Annotated in this window: 14 protein-coding genes; 8 read left to right on the forward strand and 6 right to left on the reverse strand. The window is 70.1% G+C overall.

Annotated elements, in window-relative coordinates:
* The gene (locus AC3IF3_RS03740) at positions 1 to 2,739 is read right to left on the reverse strand and encodes a molybdopterin-dependent oxidoreductase (protein ID WP_489227341.1); all 2,739 of its coding nucleotides are present in this window, start codon (positions 2,737 to 2,739) and stop codon (positions 1 to 3) included.
* Complete coding sequence (locus AC3IF3_RS03745; protein WP_489227342.1) at positions 2,730 to 3,563, reverse strand: FAD binding domain-containing protein; 834 nt, start codon at positions 3,561 to 3,563, stop codon at positions 2,730 to 2,732. Before AC3IF3_RS03745 ends, AC3IF3_RS03740 begins: the two co-directional genes overlap by 10 nt.
* Positions 3,564 to 4,159: 596 nt before the next feature.
* On the opposite strand from AC3IF3_RS03745, the gene AC3IF3_RS03750 reads away from it, so the two are divergent.
* Positions 4,160 to 5,644, forward strand: coding sequence for a methyl-accepting chemotaxis protein (locus AC3IF3_RS03750; RefSeq protein ID WP_243966693.1), 1,485 nt, complete (start codon positions 4,160 to 4,162; stop codon positions 5,642 to 5,644).
* Positions 5,645 to 6,447: 803 nt separating this feature from the next.
* The gene (locus tag AC3IF3_RS03755; protein ID WP_489227344.1) at positions 6,448 to 7,575 is read left to right on the forward strand and encodes a tetratricopeptide repeat protein; all 1,128 of its coding nucleotides are present in this window, start codon (positions 6,448 to 6,450) and stop codon (positions 7,573 to 7,575) included.
* A gap of 164 nt (positions 7,576 to 7,739) precedes the next feature.
* On the opposite strand, the gene AC3IF3_RS03760 is transcribed toward AC3IF3_RS03755, so the two are convergent.
* The 3 genes from AC3IF3_RS03760 to madL form a co-directional block, all read right to left on the reverse strand.
* Positions 7,740 to 8,408: a GntR family transcriptional regulator gene (locus AC3IF3_RS03760; RefSeq protein ID WP_489219773.1), complete on the reverse strand. Its 669-nt coding sequence runs from the start codon at positions 8,406 to 8,408 to the stop codon at positions 7,740 to 7,742.
* A 113-nt stretch (positions 8,409 to 8,521) separates the two neighbouring features.
* Positions 8,522 to 9,286: a malonate transporter subunit MadM gene (gene madM, locus AC3IF3_RS03765; RefSeq protein WP_489231229.1), complete on the reverse strand. Its 765-nt coding sequence runs from the start codon at positions 9,284 to 9,286 to the stop codon at positions 8,522 to 8,524.
* Positions 9,287 to 9,315: 29 nt separating this feature from the next.
* Complete coding sequence (madL, locus tag AC3IF3_RS03770; protein ID WP_489227346.1) at positions 9,316 to 9,768, reverse strand: malonate transporter subunit MadL; 453 nt, start codon at positions 9,766 to 9,768, stop codon at positions 9,316 to 9,318.
* A gap of 226 nt (positions 9,769 to 9,994) precedes the next feature.
* Between madL and mdcA the strand changes: the two genes are divergently transcribed.
* The 6 genes from mdcA to AC3IF3_RS03800 all read left to right on the forward strand — a co-directional run bounded on the left by mdcA (position 9,995) and on the right by AC3IF3_RS03800 (position 15,315).
* On the forward strand, positions 9,995 to 11,641 hold the full coding sequence (gene mdcA / locus AC3IF3_RS03775; RefSeq protein WP_489227347.1) for a malonate decarboxylase subunit alpha: 1,647 nt from the start codon (positions 9,995 to 9,997) through the stop codon (positions 11,639 to 11,641).
* Between the two features lie 140 nt (positions 11,642 to 11,781).
* Positions 11,782 to 12,090 (forward strand): malonate decarboxylase acyl carrier protein, encoded by a 309-nt coding sequence (gene mdcC, locus AC3IF3_RS03780; protein ID WP_489227349.1) that lies wholly within the window; start codon positions 11,782 to 11,784, stop codon positions 12,088 to 12,090.
* Between the two features lie 2 nt (positions 12,091 to 12,092).
* Entirely contained in the window at positions 12,093 to 13,022 is a 930-nt protein-coding gene (locus AC3IF3_RS03785) for a biotin-independent malonate decarboxylase subunit beta (protein WP_489227351.1), read from the forward strand.
* Entirely contained in the window at positions 13,009 to 13,725 is a 717-nt protein-coding gene (gene mdcE / locus AC3IF3_RS03790; protein ID WP_489227352.1) for a biotin-independent malonate decarboxylase subunit gamma, read from the forward strand. The genes AC3IF3_RS03785 and mdcE overlap by 14 nt, the downstream gene beginning before the upstream one ends.
* Positions 13,718 to 14,392, forward strand: a complete 675-nt coding sequence (gene mdcG, locus AC3IF3_RS03795) for a malonate decarboxylase holo-[acyl-carrier-protein] synthase (RefSeq protein ID WP_489227354.1) — start codon at positions 13,718 to 13,720, stop codon at positions 14,390 to 14,392. Before mdcE ends, mdcG begins: the two co-directional genes overlap by 8 nt.
* Complete coding sequence (locus AC3IF3_RS03800) at positions 14,389 to 15,315, forward strand: acyltransferase domain-containing protein (RefSeq protein WP_489227355.1); 927 nt, start codon at positions 14,389 to 14,391, stop codon at positions 15,313 to 15,315. Before mdcG ends, AC3IF3_RS03800 begins: the two co-directional genes overlap by 4 nt.
* A 29-nt stretch (positions 15,316 to 15,344) precedes the next feature.
* On the opposite strand, the gene mutY is transcribed toward AC3IF3_RS03800, so the two are convergent.
* Positions 15,345 to 16,670 carry an A/G-specific adenine glycosylase gene (gene mutY, locus AC3IF3_RS03805; protein ID WP_489227357.1) on the reverse strand — a complete coding sequence of 442 codons (1,326 nt, stop codon included), beginning with the start codon at positions 16,668 to 16,670 and terminating at the stop codon, positions 15,345 to 15,347.
* Positions 16,671 to 16,806: the final 136 nt, after the last annotated feature.

Here is a 16,806-nt window from a genome sequence, read left to right on the forward strand (position 1 = left end):
TCAGGGCGCTGCCGCGTCCCCGCCCCGCCCGGCCGCCACGGCCCGGTAGATCCTGTCGGCCGCGAAGGGCGTCGCGGTCAGGCGCGCCCCGGTGGCGTCGCGGATGGCGTTGCCCAGGGCGGCCGCGACCGGATTGTAGGGCGATTCGCTCATCGATTTGGCCCCGAGCGGACCGACGCTGTCATGGCTGTCGGCGAACACGACCTGCGTGTCCGGGACGTCGGCGCAGGCGGGGATGTGGTAGTCGCGGAACGCCTGCGTGATCACGCGGCCCGCGCCGTCGATCCGAAAATCCTCGTAGAGCGCGGCGCCGATCGCCTGCGCGACGCCGCCCTCGACTTGGCCGCGGCACTGCAACGGGTTGATCACCCGCCCGGCATCGGCGGCGTGGACGCTTCGGAGGATGCGGATCTCGCCGGTCACCGGGTGGACCGCCACCCGGAAGGCCTGGACGTTGAACGACACCGAGCGCGGGCTGCCGTCGGCGCGGCCCTCCGCCGCCAGCGGCCCGAGGGCGGCGAGCGCGCGCGGGCCGCTGGGCGTCTCCACCGCATCGCCGGCGAGGCGGCAGGATTCCGGTTCCGCGCCGGACAGCGCCGCAGCCCGGGCCCGGATTCGCTCGGCAAGGGCCTCGGCGGCGCGCAAGGTCGCCAGGCCCGCCACCACGGTGCCGGTGCTGCCGTAGGCGCCGGTATCGTGGCCGACCGCGTCGGTATCCGCGCCGAGGATGCGCACCTGCGCGGGATCGGCGCCCAGCGCGGACGCCGCGATCTGACGATGCACCGTGCTGGTGCCATTGCCGAACTCGGCGGTGCCGACCCGGACGGTGTAGCACCCGTCCGCCTCCAGGCTCACCCGCGCCTCGGCGTGATGGCCCCGGGGCGGGATCGTGTCGATCATCGCCATCGCCATCCCGGTGCCGCTCCGCCAGCCGGGCTCCGGGTCCGGCCCCGGATCGGCCTGCAGCGCCTCCTCCACCAGGGTCAGGCACTGGTCGAGGCCGTAGCTGCCGAACACCACGTCGTGGGGCTCGAGGCTGTTCGATACCAGCGCGTCGCCCGGCCTCACGGCGTTGCGGCGGCGCAGGGCGAACGGATCGAGCCCGAGGCGCCGGGCGACCTCGTCCAGGGCGGACTCGACGGCGAAGATGGTCTGGCTCAGGCCGTAGCCCCGGAAGGCCCCGGCCGGGACCGTGTTGGTGTAGACCGCCCGACCCGCAACCCGCTTGTTCGGGCAGGCATAGGCGGCGAGCACCTCGTTGCAGCCGTGGTGGATCACGCCGCCCGCATGATTGCCATAGGCCCCGGTGTCGGACAGGACGTCGAGGCTGATCGCCGTGAGCGTCCCGTCCCGGCGGGCGCCGACCGTGACGGCGACCCGCATCGGGTGACGCGTCGTGGTCGCGGCGAACTGCTCCTGGCGGGTCAGTTCCCAGCGCACCGGCCGGCCGGTGCGCAGCACCGCCAGGGTGACGAGATCCTCCGTGAGCATCTCCTGCTTGCCGCCGAAGCCGCCGCCGACCCGGCCGCAGACGACGCGCACGGCCGCCCGCTCCAGGCCGAACAGGTCGCAGAGCGCGTCCCGGGTCAGGAACGGCACCTGGCTGCTCGTGCGCAGCGTCAGCCGGCCGTCCGCCCCGCGCCAGCCGATGCAGCCATGGGTCTCGAGGGCCGCGTGCTGGACCCGCTGCGATCGGAACGTCTCCGCGTAGACAATATCGGCCGCCGCGAAACCCGCCGCCACGTCGCCGACCTCGCCGCGGACCTCGGCGGCGAGATTCGGGTGGCACGCGAGCGGCGGCGCGTCCGCGCCAGGGCGGTCGCCCGGGTCGTGGACAGGCGGGGCGCCGGGTTCGAGGGCGCGGTCCGGATCGAGCAATGCCTGGCGGATCTCGTAGGTGACCCGCAAGGCCCCGCAACCGGCCTCGGCGGCCGCTTCCGTCTCCGCGATCACGGCGGCGACCCGTTGGCCGACGAAACGCAGGATCGGGTCGAGCACCCGTGTGTCGGCGGCGTCGTCCCGGGGATCCTGATGGCGCCCGGTGGAGAAGCGGCCCGGCGGCGCGTCCGCGTGGGTGAGGATCGCCACGACGCCGGGGATCGCCTCCGCGGCCGCGGTGTCGATCGCCGCGATGCGGGCATGGGCGTGCGGCGAGCGCAGGACCTTCAGGTGGAGCGCGTCGGGGGCCGCCCTGTCGAGGGTGAAGCGCGCCCGTCCGGACACCACCAGGGGCGCCTCCGGAGCGCGCAGGTTCCGGCCCACCGGGTCGCCGGCTCCACCCTCCGTATGGGCGATCCCCGCGATGGCGTCGCGGATCGCCCGGTAGCCGGTGCAGCGGCAGAGATTGCCCTTCAGGGCTGCACCGAGATCACGCCGCTGGCCCTGATCGAGGGCGGCGGCCGTCATGATCATGCCCGGCGTGCAGAAGCCGCACTGGAAGCCCTGCGCGGCCAGGAAGGCGGCCTGCATCGGATGAAAATCGCGGGGTTCCGGGCCGTCCGTGCGGCAGGGGCCGGCAAGCCCCTCGATGGTGGTCACGCAACGCCCCTCGGCGCGGAAGGCCGGGATCAGGCAGCTGTGCACCGGCTCGCCGTCGAGATGGATCGTGCAGGCGCCGCAATCCCCCGCGTCGCAGCCCTTCTTGACGCCGAACCAGCCGGCCTCGCGCAGGAACGTGCGCAGGCACTGGCCCGGCCGCGCCTCTCCCTCGTGCGGGGCGCCGTTGACCGTCAGCCGCATCGGCCGGCCTCCTTCGACAGGGCCTCGCGGATCTCCTCGGCGAGGTGCCGGGTGACGTGTCGGCGCCAGTCGGGTCGGCCGTGAACGTCGTCGTGGTAGAGGGTCTCGGGGATCGCCTCGTCGAGGACCTCCATCAGGGCCCCCCTGTCGGGCAGAGCGTCGAAGGTGAGGCGCAGGGGGCGCCGCACCGAGGCCGTGACGGTGAGCGCGAAGCCGCCCCACGCGTCCCGGGTCCCGATCAGCAACGCGCCGGACCGGCCGTTGGGGCTGAGGCTGATGCGCCGGAACGCCGTCCGCCGGGTCAGCGCGGCCGCCGGGATCGACAGGCTGCGCAGGATCTCGCCCGGGCGCAGGGCGTTGCGCCCGGGATCGAGGACGAAATCGGTGGCGGATAGAGACCGCTCCGCACCGTCGGCGGACCAGATCGCGCAATTGGCCTCCAGCGCCGTTGCCAGGGCGATCATCGGGCCGGCTGGAAGGGCCAGGCAGAGATTGCCGCCGACCGTGGCGGTGTTCCAGATTTTGAACGAGCCGAGCAGGGCGCGGCAGCATTGCCGGACCAGCGGCGCCGCGACCCATGAAGGCGGCAGATCGAGGCGATCGAGCTGCGCGATGGTACAGGTCGCCGCGAGCATCAGGCCGTCCGGGCCGAGCGCGTATGGCGGCCATCCGAGGCCGGCGAGGTCGACGAGGCGCCGCGTGCCGGGCTGCGGCTCGGAGAACAGCCACGTTCCCCCCGCCAGACAGGCGTCGCCAGCCTGCCAGGCCGGTAATTCGGAACGGCTGCGGGGCCGAAGGACGGTCTCGACGGCGGTGAGGTCCATGCGCGCTCATCACCTGGGCACCGGGGGACCCGGCCACGCACTATGCGTGCCGGCCCGCGGGCCCGGTCAAGGGTCCGTGTGCGCGCCGGGTAGAAGCGAGGGTATTGAGAGGCAAGCCCGGAGCCGTTGCCGGCGGCCCTATGGGCGGCGACGACTCACTGGGGGTGGTCGACGCCCGGATCGTCGCGATCCTACCCCGGTCTTCGCACAGGCGAACGCGGGAACCGACGGCCTGCTCACGGATCAAGGCGGCGATCGGCCGGTCTGCGTGAGTCAACGGGCGTCGAGGCCGCGCGGGATCCGCCCACCGTCGATGACAGACGGTCGGTGGGATGACGGAGGGGCTAGATCGATACAATCTCCAGGTGAATTCATGCGAGCTCAACTCGCGTACAGGACAGATCAATATTTGTTGAGCAAAGTGCTATCTTAACCCCTAAGAAATAAGAAGCACATCATACAGGAATGCGAAATAAGGGCCGCAAACGCAATCAATAAAGTATCTTAGGTTGCGTTTTAACGGTCACCGAAAGCCCTGCCCCTCGGACGAACGCGCCTGTCCGGCGCGCGCATCCGCCCGACATGTGGAGACATCGATGTTCGCGCGCCTGCACGGCCGGCGGGATCAGCACGCCAAACTTGCAGCCTTGAGCCGCTCGCTGGCGACGATCGAATTCGCACTGGATGGCACCATCCTGGATGCCAACCCGAACTTCCTGGCGGCCATGGGCTACACCCTCGAGGAGATCCGCGGCCGCCATCACAGCCTGTTCGTGGAGCCGGCGGCGCGGGACAGTCAGGCCTATCGTCAGTTCTGGGAGAAGCTGCGGCGGGCCGAGTTCCAGACGGCCGAGTACAAGCGCATCGCCAAAGGGGGGCGCGAGGTCTGGATCCAGGCGACCTACAATCCCGTCCTCGACCCGGCCGGCAAGCCGACGAAGATCGTCAAGTTCGCCACCGACGTCACCGCCGACAAGCTGCGGACCCTGGATCTCGAAGGGCAGATCACGGCGCTGCACCGCTCGCAGGCGGTGATCGCCTTCGCCCTCGATGGCACGATCCTGAGCGCCAACCAGAACTTCCTGGACGCGGTGGGGTATCGGCTCGACGAGATCGTCGGCCGCCACCACAGCCTGTTCGTCGGCGAGGCCGAGCGTTCGGGAGAGGCCTATCGCGCGTTTTGGGCGGCGCTCGCCCGCGGCGAATACCAGTCCGGTGCGTTCAAGCGGATGGGCAAGGGTGGCCGGGCCGTCTGGATCCAGGCGACCTACAATCCGATCACCGACGCGGATGGCCGACCCGTTCGCGTCGTCAAGTTCGCCACCGACATCACCGCGCAGGTGGACGAGCGCGAGCGAAGGGCGCAGGCGCAGAAGGCGGTGGGCGACGAGATCGACGCGATCGGCGACGCCGTGGCGGATGTGAGCCGCCAGACCGGCGAGGCGGCCGACACGGTCGGCCGGGTCTCACACGATATCAGGTCGATGGCCACGGGGGCGGAGCAGCTGTCGCTCTCCGTGAACGAGATCAGCGAGCAGGTGAGCCATGCCGCCGGGATCGCCGGTCAGGCCGTGGACCAGGCCCAGCGCACCGGTCAGATCGTCGCCGGCCTGAGCGCGCAGGCGACGCAGATCGGCGACGTCGTCGGCCTGATCTCCGGGATCGCCGCCCAGACCAACCTGCTCGCGCTCAACGCCACGATCGAGGCGGCCCGCGCGGGCGACGCTGGCCGCGGTTTCGCGGTGGTCGCCAGCGAGGTGAAGACCCTGGCCCTGCAGACCGGGCGCGCGACCGACCAGATTCGCGGTCAGATCGCCGCCACCCAATCGACGACCCGCGAGGCGGTGGATGCCATCGGCGCCATCCGGGCCACGATCGGCACGCTGAATGCAGTCTCGTCCGCCATCGCGTCGGCGGTGGAAGAGCAATCGGTGGTGACGCGCGAGATGTCGGGCAGCCTGCAGACCGCCTCCGGGGGGGTCTCGGCCATCGCGGCCGGCATGGACACGATCGCCCAGGCGAGCACGCGGCTCGACCAGGCGACGCGCCACGTACGGGACGCCACGCGGTCCATGGGCTGACCCGGACCCGGCGCGGGCAACCGGCCCCTCCGCCGCCGCCCATCGTCCCAAGGGTCGCGTCGCCCTCGACGCGCCCTGCGGTGTCGGCTGAGCGGCGCTGGACCCTGCGGAACGTCGCCATGGGGTCGCGCAGGCGGTGGTGCAGCCAGCCTTTGCGCCCGCTACCCGAGGAACCGCCGCAGCTGCGCATCGTCGGTCTCGATGGCGGTCAGACACGCGTCGGTATCGTGACCCTGTGCCGTGCAAGGCTTCTTCGCGCGAACAGCCATGACGGGGTGTTTGGTTCGGAAGAATGATGCGATCCCGGGCCGCGCATCAAGCCCCCAAACATAGCGGCCTATCCCGCGTGTCGAACCGACCGACTGCGGTTCAACTGATGCGTCTCAATTTTAGAACCTCCGATCGGTTTCGCAGCAACCTGCGATGTCGCCGATCCGTCGCGCAGTGCCCCTGACATTTCCAGCACGCGCCGGCGGCGTTGATCGACGCCGCCCATCTGGACCCGCATCATTATCGATCCCCAGGATGCCGCGATGCCGGTTAGGCACGTTTAAAATTCAGTTTTCACTGCTAAACTTTGCCAAGGATACAAATTTATTGCTTTCAACGATTTGTATTAATTCAATTATAAACAGTACTTTTGCTCTCACTGCCGCATACGATGCATAAATGATCGAAGATTGAACTTTGCAAATTTGTCAGTGCTACGCTATGGGGCGAAAGGCTAAAATGTGAAACCGTGCGGTTTCGCAGCAGAGAGTCTTCGCGGCATGAAATCGTCTACACAGACAATCTGTCTTTCAATGATTGTCAAGAACGAGGCACATGTCATCGGTCGATGTCTCGACTCAGTCAGGCCGATCATCGATCACTGGATCATCGTCGACACCGGATCGACCGACGGAACTCAGGATGTCATCCGTGCCGCGATGGCGGATATCCCGGGCAGGCTCGTGGAACGGCCATGGGTCGACTTCGCCTATAACCGGAGCGAAGCGCTGCGCCTGGCGCGTCCCCATGGACACTATTCGCTGATCATCGACGCCGACGACGAGTTGGCCATCCCAGCGGGCTTCACGATGCCGAAGCTTGAAGCTTCGGCCTACCACCTCACCATCGTGGACAGCTTCACCCGCTACCAGCGCCTACAGATCGTCAGCAACGCCTTGCCGTGGCATTATCGCGGTGTCCTTCACGAGTTCCTCGACTGTAAGGTCAAGGCCAGCCGCAGCTCGCTGCCGCTGGCCATGCGCCGCGGGGAAGACGGTGCACGGCATCGCGATCCGGACACGTACAAGCGCGACGCTGTCATCCTCGAGACGGCGCTGAAGACCGAGAAGGATCCGTTCCTGATCGCACGCTATACATTTTATCTTGCTCAAAGCTACCGAGATTCGAATGACTTTGAGAATTCGCTAAAATATTATCTGCAGCGTACGGAGTATGGCTTCTGGCATGAAGAGGTCTACATCAGCCTACTCAGCGCCGCCTACATCATGGAAGCCATCCGAGAGCCCGAGGACAAGATCAGAGCCCTATACAACCGCGCGATCGCGATCTGCCCGGAACGGGCGGAGGCGCGCCACGGCGCCAGCCGGTATTACAGACGCTTACGCAAGTTCGTGGAAGGCTTTCACTACGCCGAGGCCGGGCTGCCGCCGCGCATGCCCAGCGAGGGCCTGTTCCTCCAGCCGTGGATCTACCAATACGGATTACAGGACGAGTACGCGGTCAACGCGTACTGCACGGGCCAATACCGCGCCTGTCTGGCGAACTGCCTCGACATCCTCGGGCATCCGGACCTGCCGGTCGACGTTCGCGACAGGATCGCGAAGCTGTCCCGCGAGGCACTCGGCAAGATGCTCGATCCGGTCTGGGGATTCGCCCCTTCGGCGTACCGCACGGAATTCATGCCGCAATGGCAGGTCTGAGGACACGTCGGGCACACGATCCCGGGCTGGGATCCGCGGCCTGCTTCAATCGGTTCGGCCCATCCAAATGGCCAGTCAGCCACCCCGATCATGGGGCGCTGTGGCCGAAATCTCGGCACCTCAATCCAGACCCCGAGCGGTGGGACGCCCGCCCTGCGCCGCCCTCACCCAATCTCCGCGATGTAGCGCCCCAGCGCGGCGGCTGCCCGGAGCATATGCGCCCGCATCCGCCGGGCGGCCATCTCGCCATCGCCCTCCGCGATCGCCGTCAGGATCTCGCCGTGCTCCTCGTGGGAGCGGCGGATCCGGTCGGCGTGGCGCAGCTGCGTCCGGCGGAAGGCGGCGAGACGCTCCCGGATCGCCAGCGCCTGTTCGGCCATGAAGCCGTTGTGGGTCGCCGTGTAGAGCGCCTCGTGGAAGGTGCGGTTGAAGCGGTCGTAGGCGTCGACGTCGCCCTCCGACACGGCGCGGGCGGAGTCCGCGTGGAGCTCCATCAGCCCACCGCGTTCGAGGGGTGTCATCCGGTAGGTCGCGAGCCGCGCGCACATCGCCTCGATCTCCGCGGTCGTCTCGAACATGTCGGCGATGCGCTGCGGCGTCAGGCGCGCGACGACGACGCCCCGGCGCGGCCGGATCTCCACGAGCCCCGACGAGGCGAGCTGCCGCAGGGCCTCGCGGACAGGCGTGCGCGACGCGCCATAGCGCTGTGCGAGGTTCTGCTCGTCGAGGGCGGTGCCGGCCGCCATCGTCCCCGACGCGATTTCATCGGTGAGCGCGTCGCGGATCCGGTCCGAGAGCAATCCCGTGTCGATCTTCTGGAAATCGCCGTGCATCGACCGATCCTAGACCCTTCCGCAGGCTGCGGCTTCCAGTTCTCAAGGCAAACGATGCTGTCGGCCATCTTCATCCGTCGCGGCGGATGCTGTCGGCCACAGCGGACAGACGCTCAGCCGACGAGGGCCCGCACTGCCAGGAACAGGATCGACGGGCCGACCAGGCAGCCGATTCCGGTATGGAACGTCGCCGTCAACGCCCCGTAGGGCACCAGCTTGGGATCGGTCGCCGCGAGGCCGCCGGCCACGCCGCTCACCGTGCCCATCAGCCCGCCATAGGCCATGGCCGAGCGCGGATTGTCGAGCCCGATCAGCCGCGCCACGAGCGGCGTCCCAACCATCACCATGACGGCCTTGGTCACCCCCGTCGCGATGGACAGTGCCATGACGGTGGAATCGGCGCCGATGGCCGCTCCGGTGACCGGACCGACGATGTAGGTGATCGCGCCCGCCCCGATCGTCGTGATCGAGACCGCATCGTGATACCCGAAGGCCACGGCCGTCAGGGTGCCGACGATGAAGGGCAGGATCGTGCCCAGTGCGAGGGCGAGGACGCCCAGCAGGCCGGCGCGCCGGGCCTCGACCACGTCGACCTCGAAAGCCGTGGCGACGATGGCGAAGTCCCGCAGCATCGCCCCGCCCATGAGCCCGATGCCGGCAAGCGCCGGGATGTCGGCCAGCCCTTTCTTGCCGCCGGTATAGACCCCGCCGACATAGGCCAGCATCAGCCCCAGCACGATGGCGATGGCCGAGCCGTGGACGCGCCCGTTGGTCAGGCGCTTGGCGGCGAAATTCGAGACGAGGATCAGCGCCCCCACCACCGCGAAGGCGGCCACGAGGCTCTGCTCGACGAAGACGTGCTCGATCCCGTGCCAGATCGCGTGTCCCGTTGCCTGGTCCATGGCGTTCACCCCTTCCCGACACTGGATGCGGCGGGCCCGCTGGCCGGTTCGGTCTCGCCGCCGATCACCGATCCGCCATGCTCGACCGTGCCGCTGCCCGGATCGCGGCGACCGATCCGGCTGAGGAGCGCCACCGCGCCGAAACACAGCACCAGGGAGCCCGTGGCGGCGATCAGCACGATCGGGCCGCCGCTCATCGCGGCGACGACGTTCTGCTGCGCCGCCATGGCGACGACGATCGGGATGTACATGCCGGCCCAGAATTCGACGCCGAACTGGACGCCCTTGGTCAGGCGGCCCCGGCGGGACAGCCACAGGCGGGCCGCGATGAGCAGGATCATGGCGATCCCGACGCCGCCGACATTGGCCTTCACGCCGAGCGCGACGCCGAGCAGATCGCCGAGATACACGCCGATCAACGTGCAGGCGGCGAGCAGGGCGACACCGAGCACGATCATCGGCGTTGTTCCTTCTGCCGCACCGGATTCCCGGCGCATCGCGGCGGCCGTCTCAACGCGCTCGGCATGACCCGTCTTCCTCCCGGACCGGCTCGTCGGCCGTTTCCATCAGTATGCAGGATATTGACACTTCGGCAATCCCGTATACGAAACCGTGATCGAAACCGGTTTGAAAATACCGCCTGTCAGTCTAGATGGGGTTGGAGAACGTCTTGAGGGCGCACGGATGACCGAGTGGCGCGGTGAGAGGGAGGCCCGGGACGCCCGCCTTCAGGCGGGTCGTGCCCATGCCGACGGCAAGGTCGTGCCGGCCGCCGCCGTCGTCCAACTCCTGGAAGCGATCCTGCGGCCGGGGGACCGGGTCTGCCTCGAGGGCGATAATCAGAAGCAGGCCGATTGCCTCGCCCGGGGGCTGAGTGCCTGCGACCCGGACAGGATTCACGATCTGCACATGGTGCAGTCGGGCATCGTGCTTCCGGAGCATCTCGACGTGTTCGAGACTGGGATCGCCAAGCGGCTCGACTACTCGTATTCCGGCCCGCAGGGTGGGCGCATCGCCAAGATGCTCTACGGCGGGCAGATCGAGCTCGGGGCGGTCCACACCTATCTCGAACTGTTCGCCCGCTACTTCATCGACCTCACGCCCAACGTGGCGCTGATCGCCGGCGTCTCGGCCGACCGGGACGGCAATCTCTATACGGGCCCGAACACCGAGGACACGCCCACCGTCGTCGAGGCGACCGCCTTCAAGAACGGCGTCGTGGTCGCGCAGGTGAACGAGATCGTGGAGAAGGTCCCTCGGGTCGACATCCCGGGCGACCGGATCGACTTCGTCGTCGAGGCCGACACACCGTTCTACGTCGAGCCGCTGTTCACCCGCGACCCGGCCGCCATGACGGAGACGCAGATCCTGATCGCCATGATGGCGATCCAGGGAATCTATGCGGAATACGGCATCCGCCGACTCAACCATGGGATCGGGTTCGGGACGGCGGCGATCGAGCTTCTGTTGCCGACCTACGGCGAGAAGCTCGGCCTCAAGGGCAAGATCGCCACCCACTGGGCGCTCAATCCGCACCCGACCCTGATCCCGGCGATCGAGTCGGGCTGGGTCAGCCAAGTCCACTGCTTCGGCTCGGAAGTCGGCATGGACCGTTACATCCGCGCGCGGCCGGACATCTTCTTCACCGGCCCCGACGGCTCCCTGCGCTCGAACCGGGCCTTCTGCCAGACGGCCGGGCTCTACGCCTGCGACATGTTCATCGGCGCGACCCTCCAGATCGACCTGATGGGCCATTCCTCCACGGTGACCCAGTCGCGGGTCGCCGGATTCGGCGGCGCGCCCAACATGGGGTCCGACCCGCACGGACGCCGCCATCCCTCCGATCCCTGGATGAAGGCGGGGCGCGAGGGCCAGATCGTGGGCGATCCGGCGCTGATGCGCGGGCGCAAGCTGGTGGTCCAGCTGGTCGAGACGTTTGGGGAGAAGCTGGTTCCGACCTTCGTGGAGAAGCTCGATGCCCTGGAACTCGCCAGGAAGATCGGTCTCGAACTCGCGCCGGTGATGATCTACGGCGACGACGTCACCCACATTGTCACGGAAGAGGGCATCGCCAACCTCCTGCTCTGCCGGGACGCCGACGAGCGCGAGCAGGCGATCCGCGGGGTCGCGGGCTACACAGAGGTCGGCCGCGGCCGCGATCGGGCGAAGGTCGAGGCTTTGCGTGCCCGGGGCATCATCCGCCGCCCCGAGGATCTCGGCATCGAACCCCTCGACGCCGACCGGGCACTGCTCACCGCGAAGTCGATCAAGGACTTGGTGCATTGGTCGGGCGGGCTCTACGAGCCGCCGGCGAAGTTCCGGAACTGGTAGATTGCATTGCGAAATTTCCCTCCCCCTTGTGGGGAGGGGCCAGGGATGGGTGGTGCAGAAGGCACCGCAGCAACTCATCTCGCACCACCCCCACCTCCTCCCCACGGGGTGGGGAGAGGCGCCTTTCAAGGAACCGTCGGATGGAATCCCTGACCTTCCGCCACAGCACGAAGAAACCGCTGCCCGGCGCGGCGCCGAGCGCGATCACCGGCGTGGTCGCCTCCGGCAATCTGGAGATCCTGCTGGAGCGCGTGCTGCCGCCGGACGCCTGCGAGGTCGCCATCGCGACGCCCATCGCCGGCTACGGCGACGTCTGGGAGGCGGTGGTGGCGGATTTCGTCGCGCGGGCCCAGCCCGGCGGGATCCGCATCAGCATCAACGATGGCGGCGCCCGTCCCGACACCGTGTTCCTGCGCCTGCTCCAGGGCGCCCGGCTGATGGAGGCCTGACCATGGCTGTCGACCGCGCGGCGAGCACCGATCCGGACGCCCTGAGCTGGTACGAGGCCACCGCCCGCCAGCGCGTGGTCGCGCTCGCCGATCCGGGAAGCGTCCGCGAGTTCCTGCCGCCCACCGAGCGGCGGATGAGCCCGCACCTGCCGCTGTTCGACCTGCCCCGCGCCTTCGACGACGGCATCGTGGTCGGCCGTGCCACCCTCGACGGCGACCCGGTCCTGATCGCCGCCCAGGAGGGCCGGTTCATGGGCGGCGCCTTCGGCGAGGTCCACGGCGCCAAGCTGGTCGGCCTGCTGCGCGCCGCCCTCGACCTGAAGCCCCGGGCGGTTCTGATCCTGTTCGACACCGGCGGCGTGCGGCTTCAGGAGGCCAATGCCGGCGAGACCGCCATCGCCGAGACGATGCGGGCGATCGTGGAGGTCCGCGCGGCGGGCATCCCGGTGATCGGGCTGATCGGCGGCCGGGCCGGCTGCTACGGCGGCGGCGGCCTGATCGCCGGCACCTGTTCGCGGCTCGCGGTCTCCGAGGGCGGTCGCATCTCGGTGTCCGGTCCGGAGGTGATCGAGACCAACAAGGGCGCCGAGGAGTTCGATTCCCGCGACCGGGCGCTCGTTTGGCGCACCATGGGTGGCAAGCACCGCCGGCTGACCGGGGGCGCCGACGCCTTCTGCGCCGACACGGTCGCGGCCTTCCGGCGGGCGGCGCTGGACCTGATCGGCCGGGCGCAGGCCTTCGACCTCGCGACCCTGGAGGCCGAGCAGGCCCGGCTCGAGGACCGGATCGCGCGCTTCGGCGATTGCCGCGATGCGACGGAGATCTGGAGGCGGCTCGGCGTCAACGACCCGGAGGTGGTGCCGGCGATAGATACGGACGCCTTTAACCAGATCGTGAGCCGGATCGGGGAGGCCGACCATGACGCTCGCTGAGATCCTCGCCTCCCTGTTCCCGGACGGGCATTCCGTCACGGTCGAGGACGGGCTGGTGCGCGGAACCGGGCCCTTCGCCGGGAGGCAGGCCACGGTCGTCGGCATCGACGGCGATACCCCGCTGGGCGTCGATGGGGCGCTTACCCTGTCGCGGGCCGTGCTCGATGCCGTCCGGGCCGGCGACAAGGCGCCGATCCTGGTGGCGGTCGATTCCGACAGCCAGCGCATGAGCCGCCGGGACGAACTTCTCGGGCTGAACGAATGCCTCGCCCACCTCGCCAAAGCGCTGCTGCTGGCGGACCTTTCGGGCCATCCGACCGTCGGGCTGATCTACGGGCACTCGGCGGCGGGCGCCTTCATCGCCACCGCCCTGGCGACGCGGGTGCTGGCCGCGCTCCCCGGGGCGAACCCGAGCGTGATGGACCTGCCGTCGGTGGCCCGGGTGACCAAGCTGCCCCTGGACCGGCTCGAGGACATGGCGAAATCGACCCCCGTCTTCGCGCCCGGGCTCGACAACATGGTGGCCGCCGGCGCCGTCCACGTCGTCCTCGATCCGGACAAGCCCCTGGACGGGCAGATCCATGACCTCGTCGCCGGGATCCAGCCGGGCGACCTCCGCGACGGCCTTGGCGCGGAGCGCGGCGGCCGTTCGGTGGCGCGCGACGTCGCACGGGCGGTGGTCGATCAGGCCCGCCTTGACTGAGACCGTCTCGGCTAAGGGCCTCCGCCGCCACGACCTCGTCCGGGCCGATCCGGCGGCCTGGGCAGCGTGGCTCGGGACCCGATCCGACCTCGCCGGCCATCCGCATCTCGGCCGCTGGGCCGAGGCGAGCCGCCCGCTGATCGTGCGGCGGCGCCTACCGGGGGAGACGGGCGACGCCGTCCCCCTGGGCGTGCCGATGCCGCCATCCGATGGCAAGCGCCGGATCGGTCTCGCACTGCCCATGGACGCGCTGACGCCGATGACGGCCCCCGGCCTGGCGGACGTTGCCGAGCATGCGCCCGCGGCCTGGGGCCAGACCGTCACCGCGCTGGTCGCGCTCGGGCATTGCCACGGCATCGCTCCGCGCCCGTTCGGCGCGCTGCTCTGGCAGGCCGTCACCGGCCTGACCTACCTGAGCGCGACGTCCGATCTCGATCTGCTCTGGTCCTGTCCGGTGCCGGTGCCGGCCGGTCTGCTCGCCGGACTCGACGCCATCGCAAGGGCGGCGCCGATGCGCATCGACGGCGAGATCCTGCTGCCCGACGGAGCCGGCCTGCACTGGCGTGAGTTGCACGACGCGCCCGAAGGCGGGTCGGTGCTGGCCAAGAGCCTCGATCGGGTTTGCCTCAGACCCGTCGCCCCAATGCGCGAACCGCCGACCGCATGACCCTCGCCATCCTCCTGTCCGGCCAGGGCGGCCAGCACCCGGGCATGTTCGACCTGACGGCCGACCACCCTGCGGCTCAGGAGATCTTCGCCGCCGCTACGCCGCTCCTCGGGGGCATCGACCCGCGCGACCTCGCCCGGACCGGCGGCGACGCCCTGCACGGAAACCGGACCGGTCAGATCCTGTGCTGCGTGTCCGCGCTCACCGGCTGGCGGGCGCTGGGCACCGCGGCGGCGGGCCGTACCGTCGTGGCGGGCTACAGCATCGGCGATCTCGCGGCCTGGGGCGTCGCCGGGCGGCTCGATGCGGCCGACGTGCTGAGACTCGCGGCGGAGCGGGCGGAGGCCATGGACGCCGTCACGGGAGCCGGTTTCGGGCTGGCGGGGATCCGGGGCCTGGGGCTCGACACGCTGGCCGCCCTCGCGGCCGGGCACGGCTGCCATCTCGCGATCCGCAACGCCGCGGATAGCGGGGTGGTCGGCGGAGCGCGCGACGCCCTCGAAGCGCTCTGCCGGGACGCCAGCCAGCATGGGGCACAGCGGGCGGTGGTCCTGCCGGTCCATACGCCCTCGCATACGCCCCTGCTTGCGGGGGCGACGGATGCATTCCGGGGCGCCCTCGCCGGGACCACCCCGCACCGCCCGCCCCCCGGCGCGCCGCGGCTCCTGAGCGGGCTCGACGGCGCGGCCGTCTTCCGGGCCGCGGACGGGTTGGACAAGCTGGCGGCGCAGATCTCGCGGACCATCGACTGGGCCGCCTGCCTGGAGGCCTGCCGCGAATACGGCGCCGACCGGGTTCTGGAACTCGGTCCCGGGCACGCCCTCGCCACGATGGCCCGGTCCGCGCTCCCGGCGGCCCGGGTCCACGCGCTGGAGGAATTTCGTTCGCTGACGGGCGTCGGCGATTGGCTGGCGCGTCCCTGACGCCGCCTCGCGGCTTCCCGAAGGCGGCGTCAGCGCTTCCGCGCCGATCGGGTCCGATGCGCCGGCGGCTTCGGCCGCACCGTCGCCGGCGGCTCATCCGCGCCCTCCGGGAGATCGTCCGCATCCGGGGGCGGCGCGGGCGCCGGTTTCGGCTGCGGCTTGGGGACCGCCCGCACGAGCGGGCGTGGCGGGGGATCCGGCATCGAGATCGGCGGCTCGATCGCCGCGAGCAGCGGCATCGGCGGCGGCTCCTTCTTCGGGCGCCCCGGCTTCTTCTCGGGCTCCGGCTTCGGGTCGAAGGCGTGGGCCAGGACCTTCCGCATTAACCCCGGCAGCGGCTCATCGTCGAGGGCGGCGCGCGGCGTGAACCGCATCCCGGCCGGTATCGGCGTCGAGAGCGCCACCCGGGCCGAGAACACGGTCAGTTCCAGGGGGAAATGCGTGAAGCCGTGGCGCACGAGGCCCGGCAGGCGCCGCCAGCGGGCGTCGAGGGGGGCGTCCAGCAGGGCGGCGGCCACGTCGTAATCCGGATCCCAGGCGCTGCCCGGCGGTTCGGCCATGTTGCCCAGCAGACCCTCGGGCGCTCGCGTCCGCAGCAGAACCGCCTCGTCGCCGCTGCGGATCGCCACGAAGGCGGCACCGCGGCGCAGCGCCCCCTTGGCGACCCGGATCTTGTGCGGGAACGTCTCCTGGGTGCCCTGCGCCCGGGCGTGGCAGGGCCGCATCCAGGGGCAGAGGGCGCAGGCGGGGCGCTTGGGCGTGCAAATCGTCGCCCCGAGATCCATGAGTGCCTGGGCGAAGTCGCCGGGCCTGTCCGGCGGCACCAGGGCCTGCGTCAGCCGGCGGATCTCCGGTCGGCTCCCTGGCAGCGGCGCCTCGATCGCGTAGGCCCGGCTCAGTACCCGCTCGACATTGCCGTCGACGGCGGCCTCGGGACGCCCGAAGGCGATCGCGGCGATTGCCCCGGCGGTGTAGGCGCCGATCCCGGGAAGCCGGCGCAGGCCCTCGGCGGTATCGGGAAAGCGCCCCTCGGCGGCCGCCACCGCCTTCGCGCAGGCGTGGAGATTGCGGGCGCGGGAATAGTAGCCGAGCCCGGCCCAGGCTGACATGACCGCCTCCTCGGGGGCGGCCGCGAGGGCGAATACGTCGGGGAAGCGCGTGAGGAAGCGCTCGAAATACGGCCGCACGGCCGCGATCGTGGTCTGCTGCAGCATCACTTCGGACAGCCAGACCCGATAGGGGTCGGGCATTGTGCCCGCCAGCGCGCGCCAGGGGAGGACCCGGCGGTGCCGGTCATACCAGGCGAGCAGGTCGGCGGCGCTGGGTCCGGGTTCCGTTTCTGTGCGGGCTGGCATGGGCAGGTCGAGAGGGACCGTGCTGCATAGCCGGAGGGGCGCGGCGATCATAGGGCGGCGACGGCGCGGCCGCATGCTCCCTTCGTCAACCATCCTGCTGTACTGTTTCCGGATCCACAGGGGCGGAGCCGAACCC

The organism is Methylobacterium sp. J-118, from assembly GCF_057836565.1.

Excerpts from the sequence above, each read along its gene's own strand:
- mdcC (WP_489227349.1), top strand. The coding sequence starts at position 11,782 with ATGGAATCCCTGACCTTCCGCCACAGCACGAAGAAACCGCTGCCCGGC.
- AC3IF3_RS03800 (WP_489227355.1), top strand. The coding sequence starts at position 14,389 with ATGACCCTCGCCATCCTCCTGTCCGGCCAGGGCGGCCAGCACCCGGGC.
- AC3IF3_RS03745 (WP_489227342.1), bottom strand. The coding sequence starts at position 3,563 with ATGGACCTCACCGCCGTCGAGACCGTCCTTCGGCCCCGCAGCCGTTCC.
- mdcA (WP_489227347.1), top strand. The coding sequence starts at position 9,995 with ATGACCGAGTGGCGCGGTGAGAGGGAGGCCCGGGACGCCCGCCTTCAG.
- mdcE (WP_489227352.1), top strand. The coding sequence starts at position 13,009 with ATGACGCTCGCTGAGATCCTCGCCTCCCTGTTCCCGGACGGGCATTCC.
- mutY (WP_489227357.1), bottom strand. The coding sequence starts at position 16,670 with ATGCCAGCCCGCACAGAAACGGAACCCGGACCCAGCGCCGCCGACCTG.
- AC3IF3_RS03785 (WP_489227351.1), top strand. The coding sequence starts at position 12,093 with ATGGCTGTCGACCGCGCGGCGAGCACCGATCCGGACGCCCTGAGCTGG.
- AC3IF3_RS03755 (WP_489227344.1), top strand. The coding sequence starts at position 6,448 with ATGATTGTCAAGAACGAGGCACATGTCATCGGTCGATGTCTCGACTCA.
- AC3IF3_RS03740 (WP_489227341.1), bottom strand. The coding sequence starts at position 2,739 with ATGCGGCTGACGGTCAACGGCGCCCCGCACGAGGGAGAGGCGCGGCCG.
- madL (WP_489227346.1), bottom strand. The coding sequence starts at position 9,768 with ATGATCGTGCTCGGTGTCGCCCTGCTCGCCGCCTGCACGTTGATCGGC.
- AC3IF3_RS03750 (WP_243966693.1), top strand. The coding sequence starts at position 4,160 with ATGTTCGCGCGCCTGCACGGCCGGCGGGATCAGCACGCCAAACTTGCA.
- AC3IF3_RS03760 (WP_489219773.1), bottom strand. The coding sequence starts at position 8,408 with ATGCACGGCGATTTCCAGAAGATCGACACGGGATTGCTCTCGGACCGG.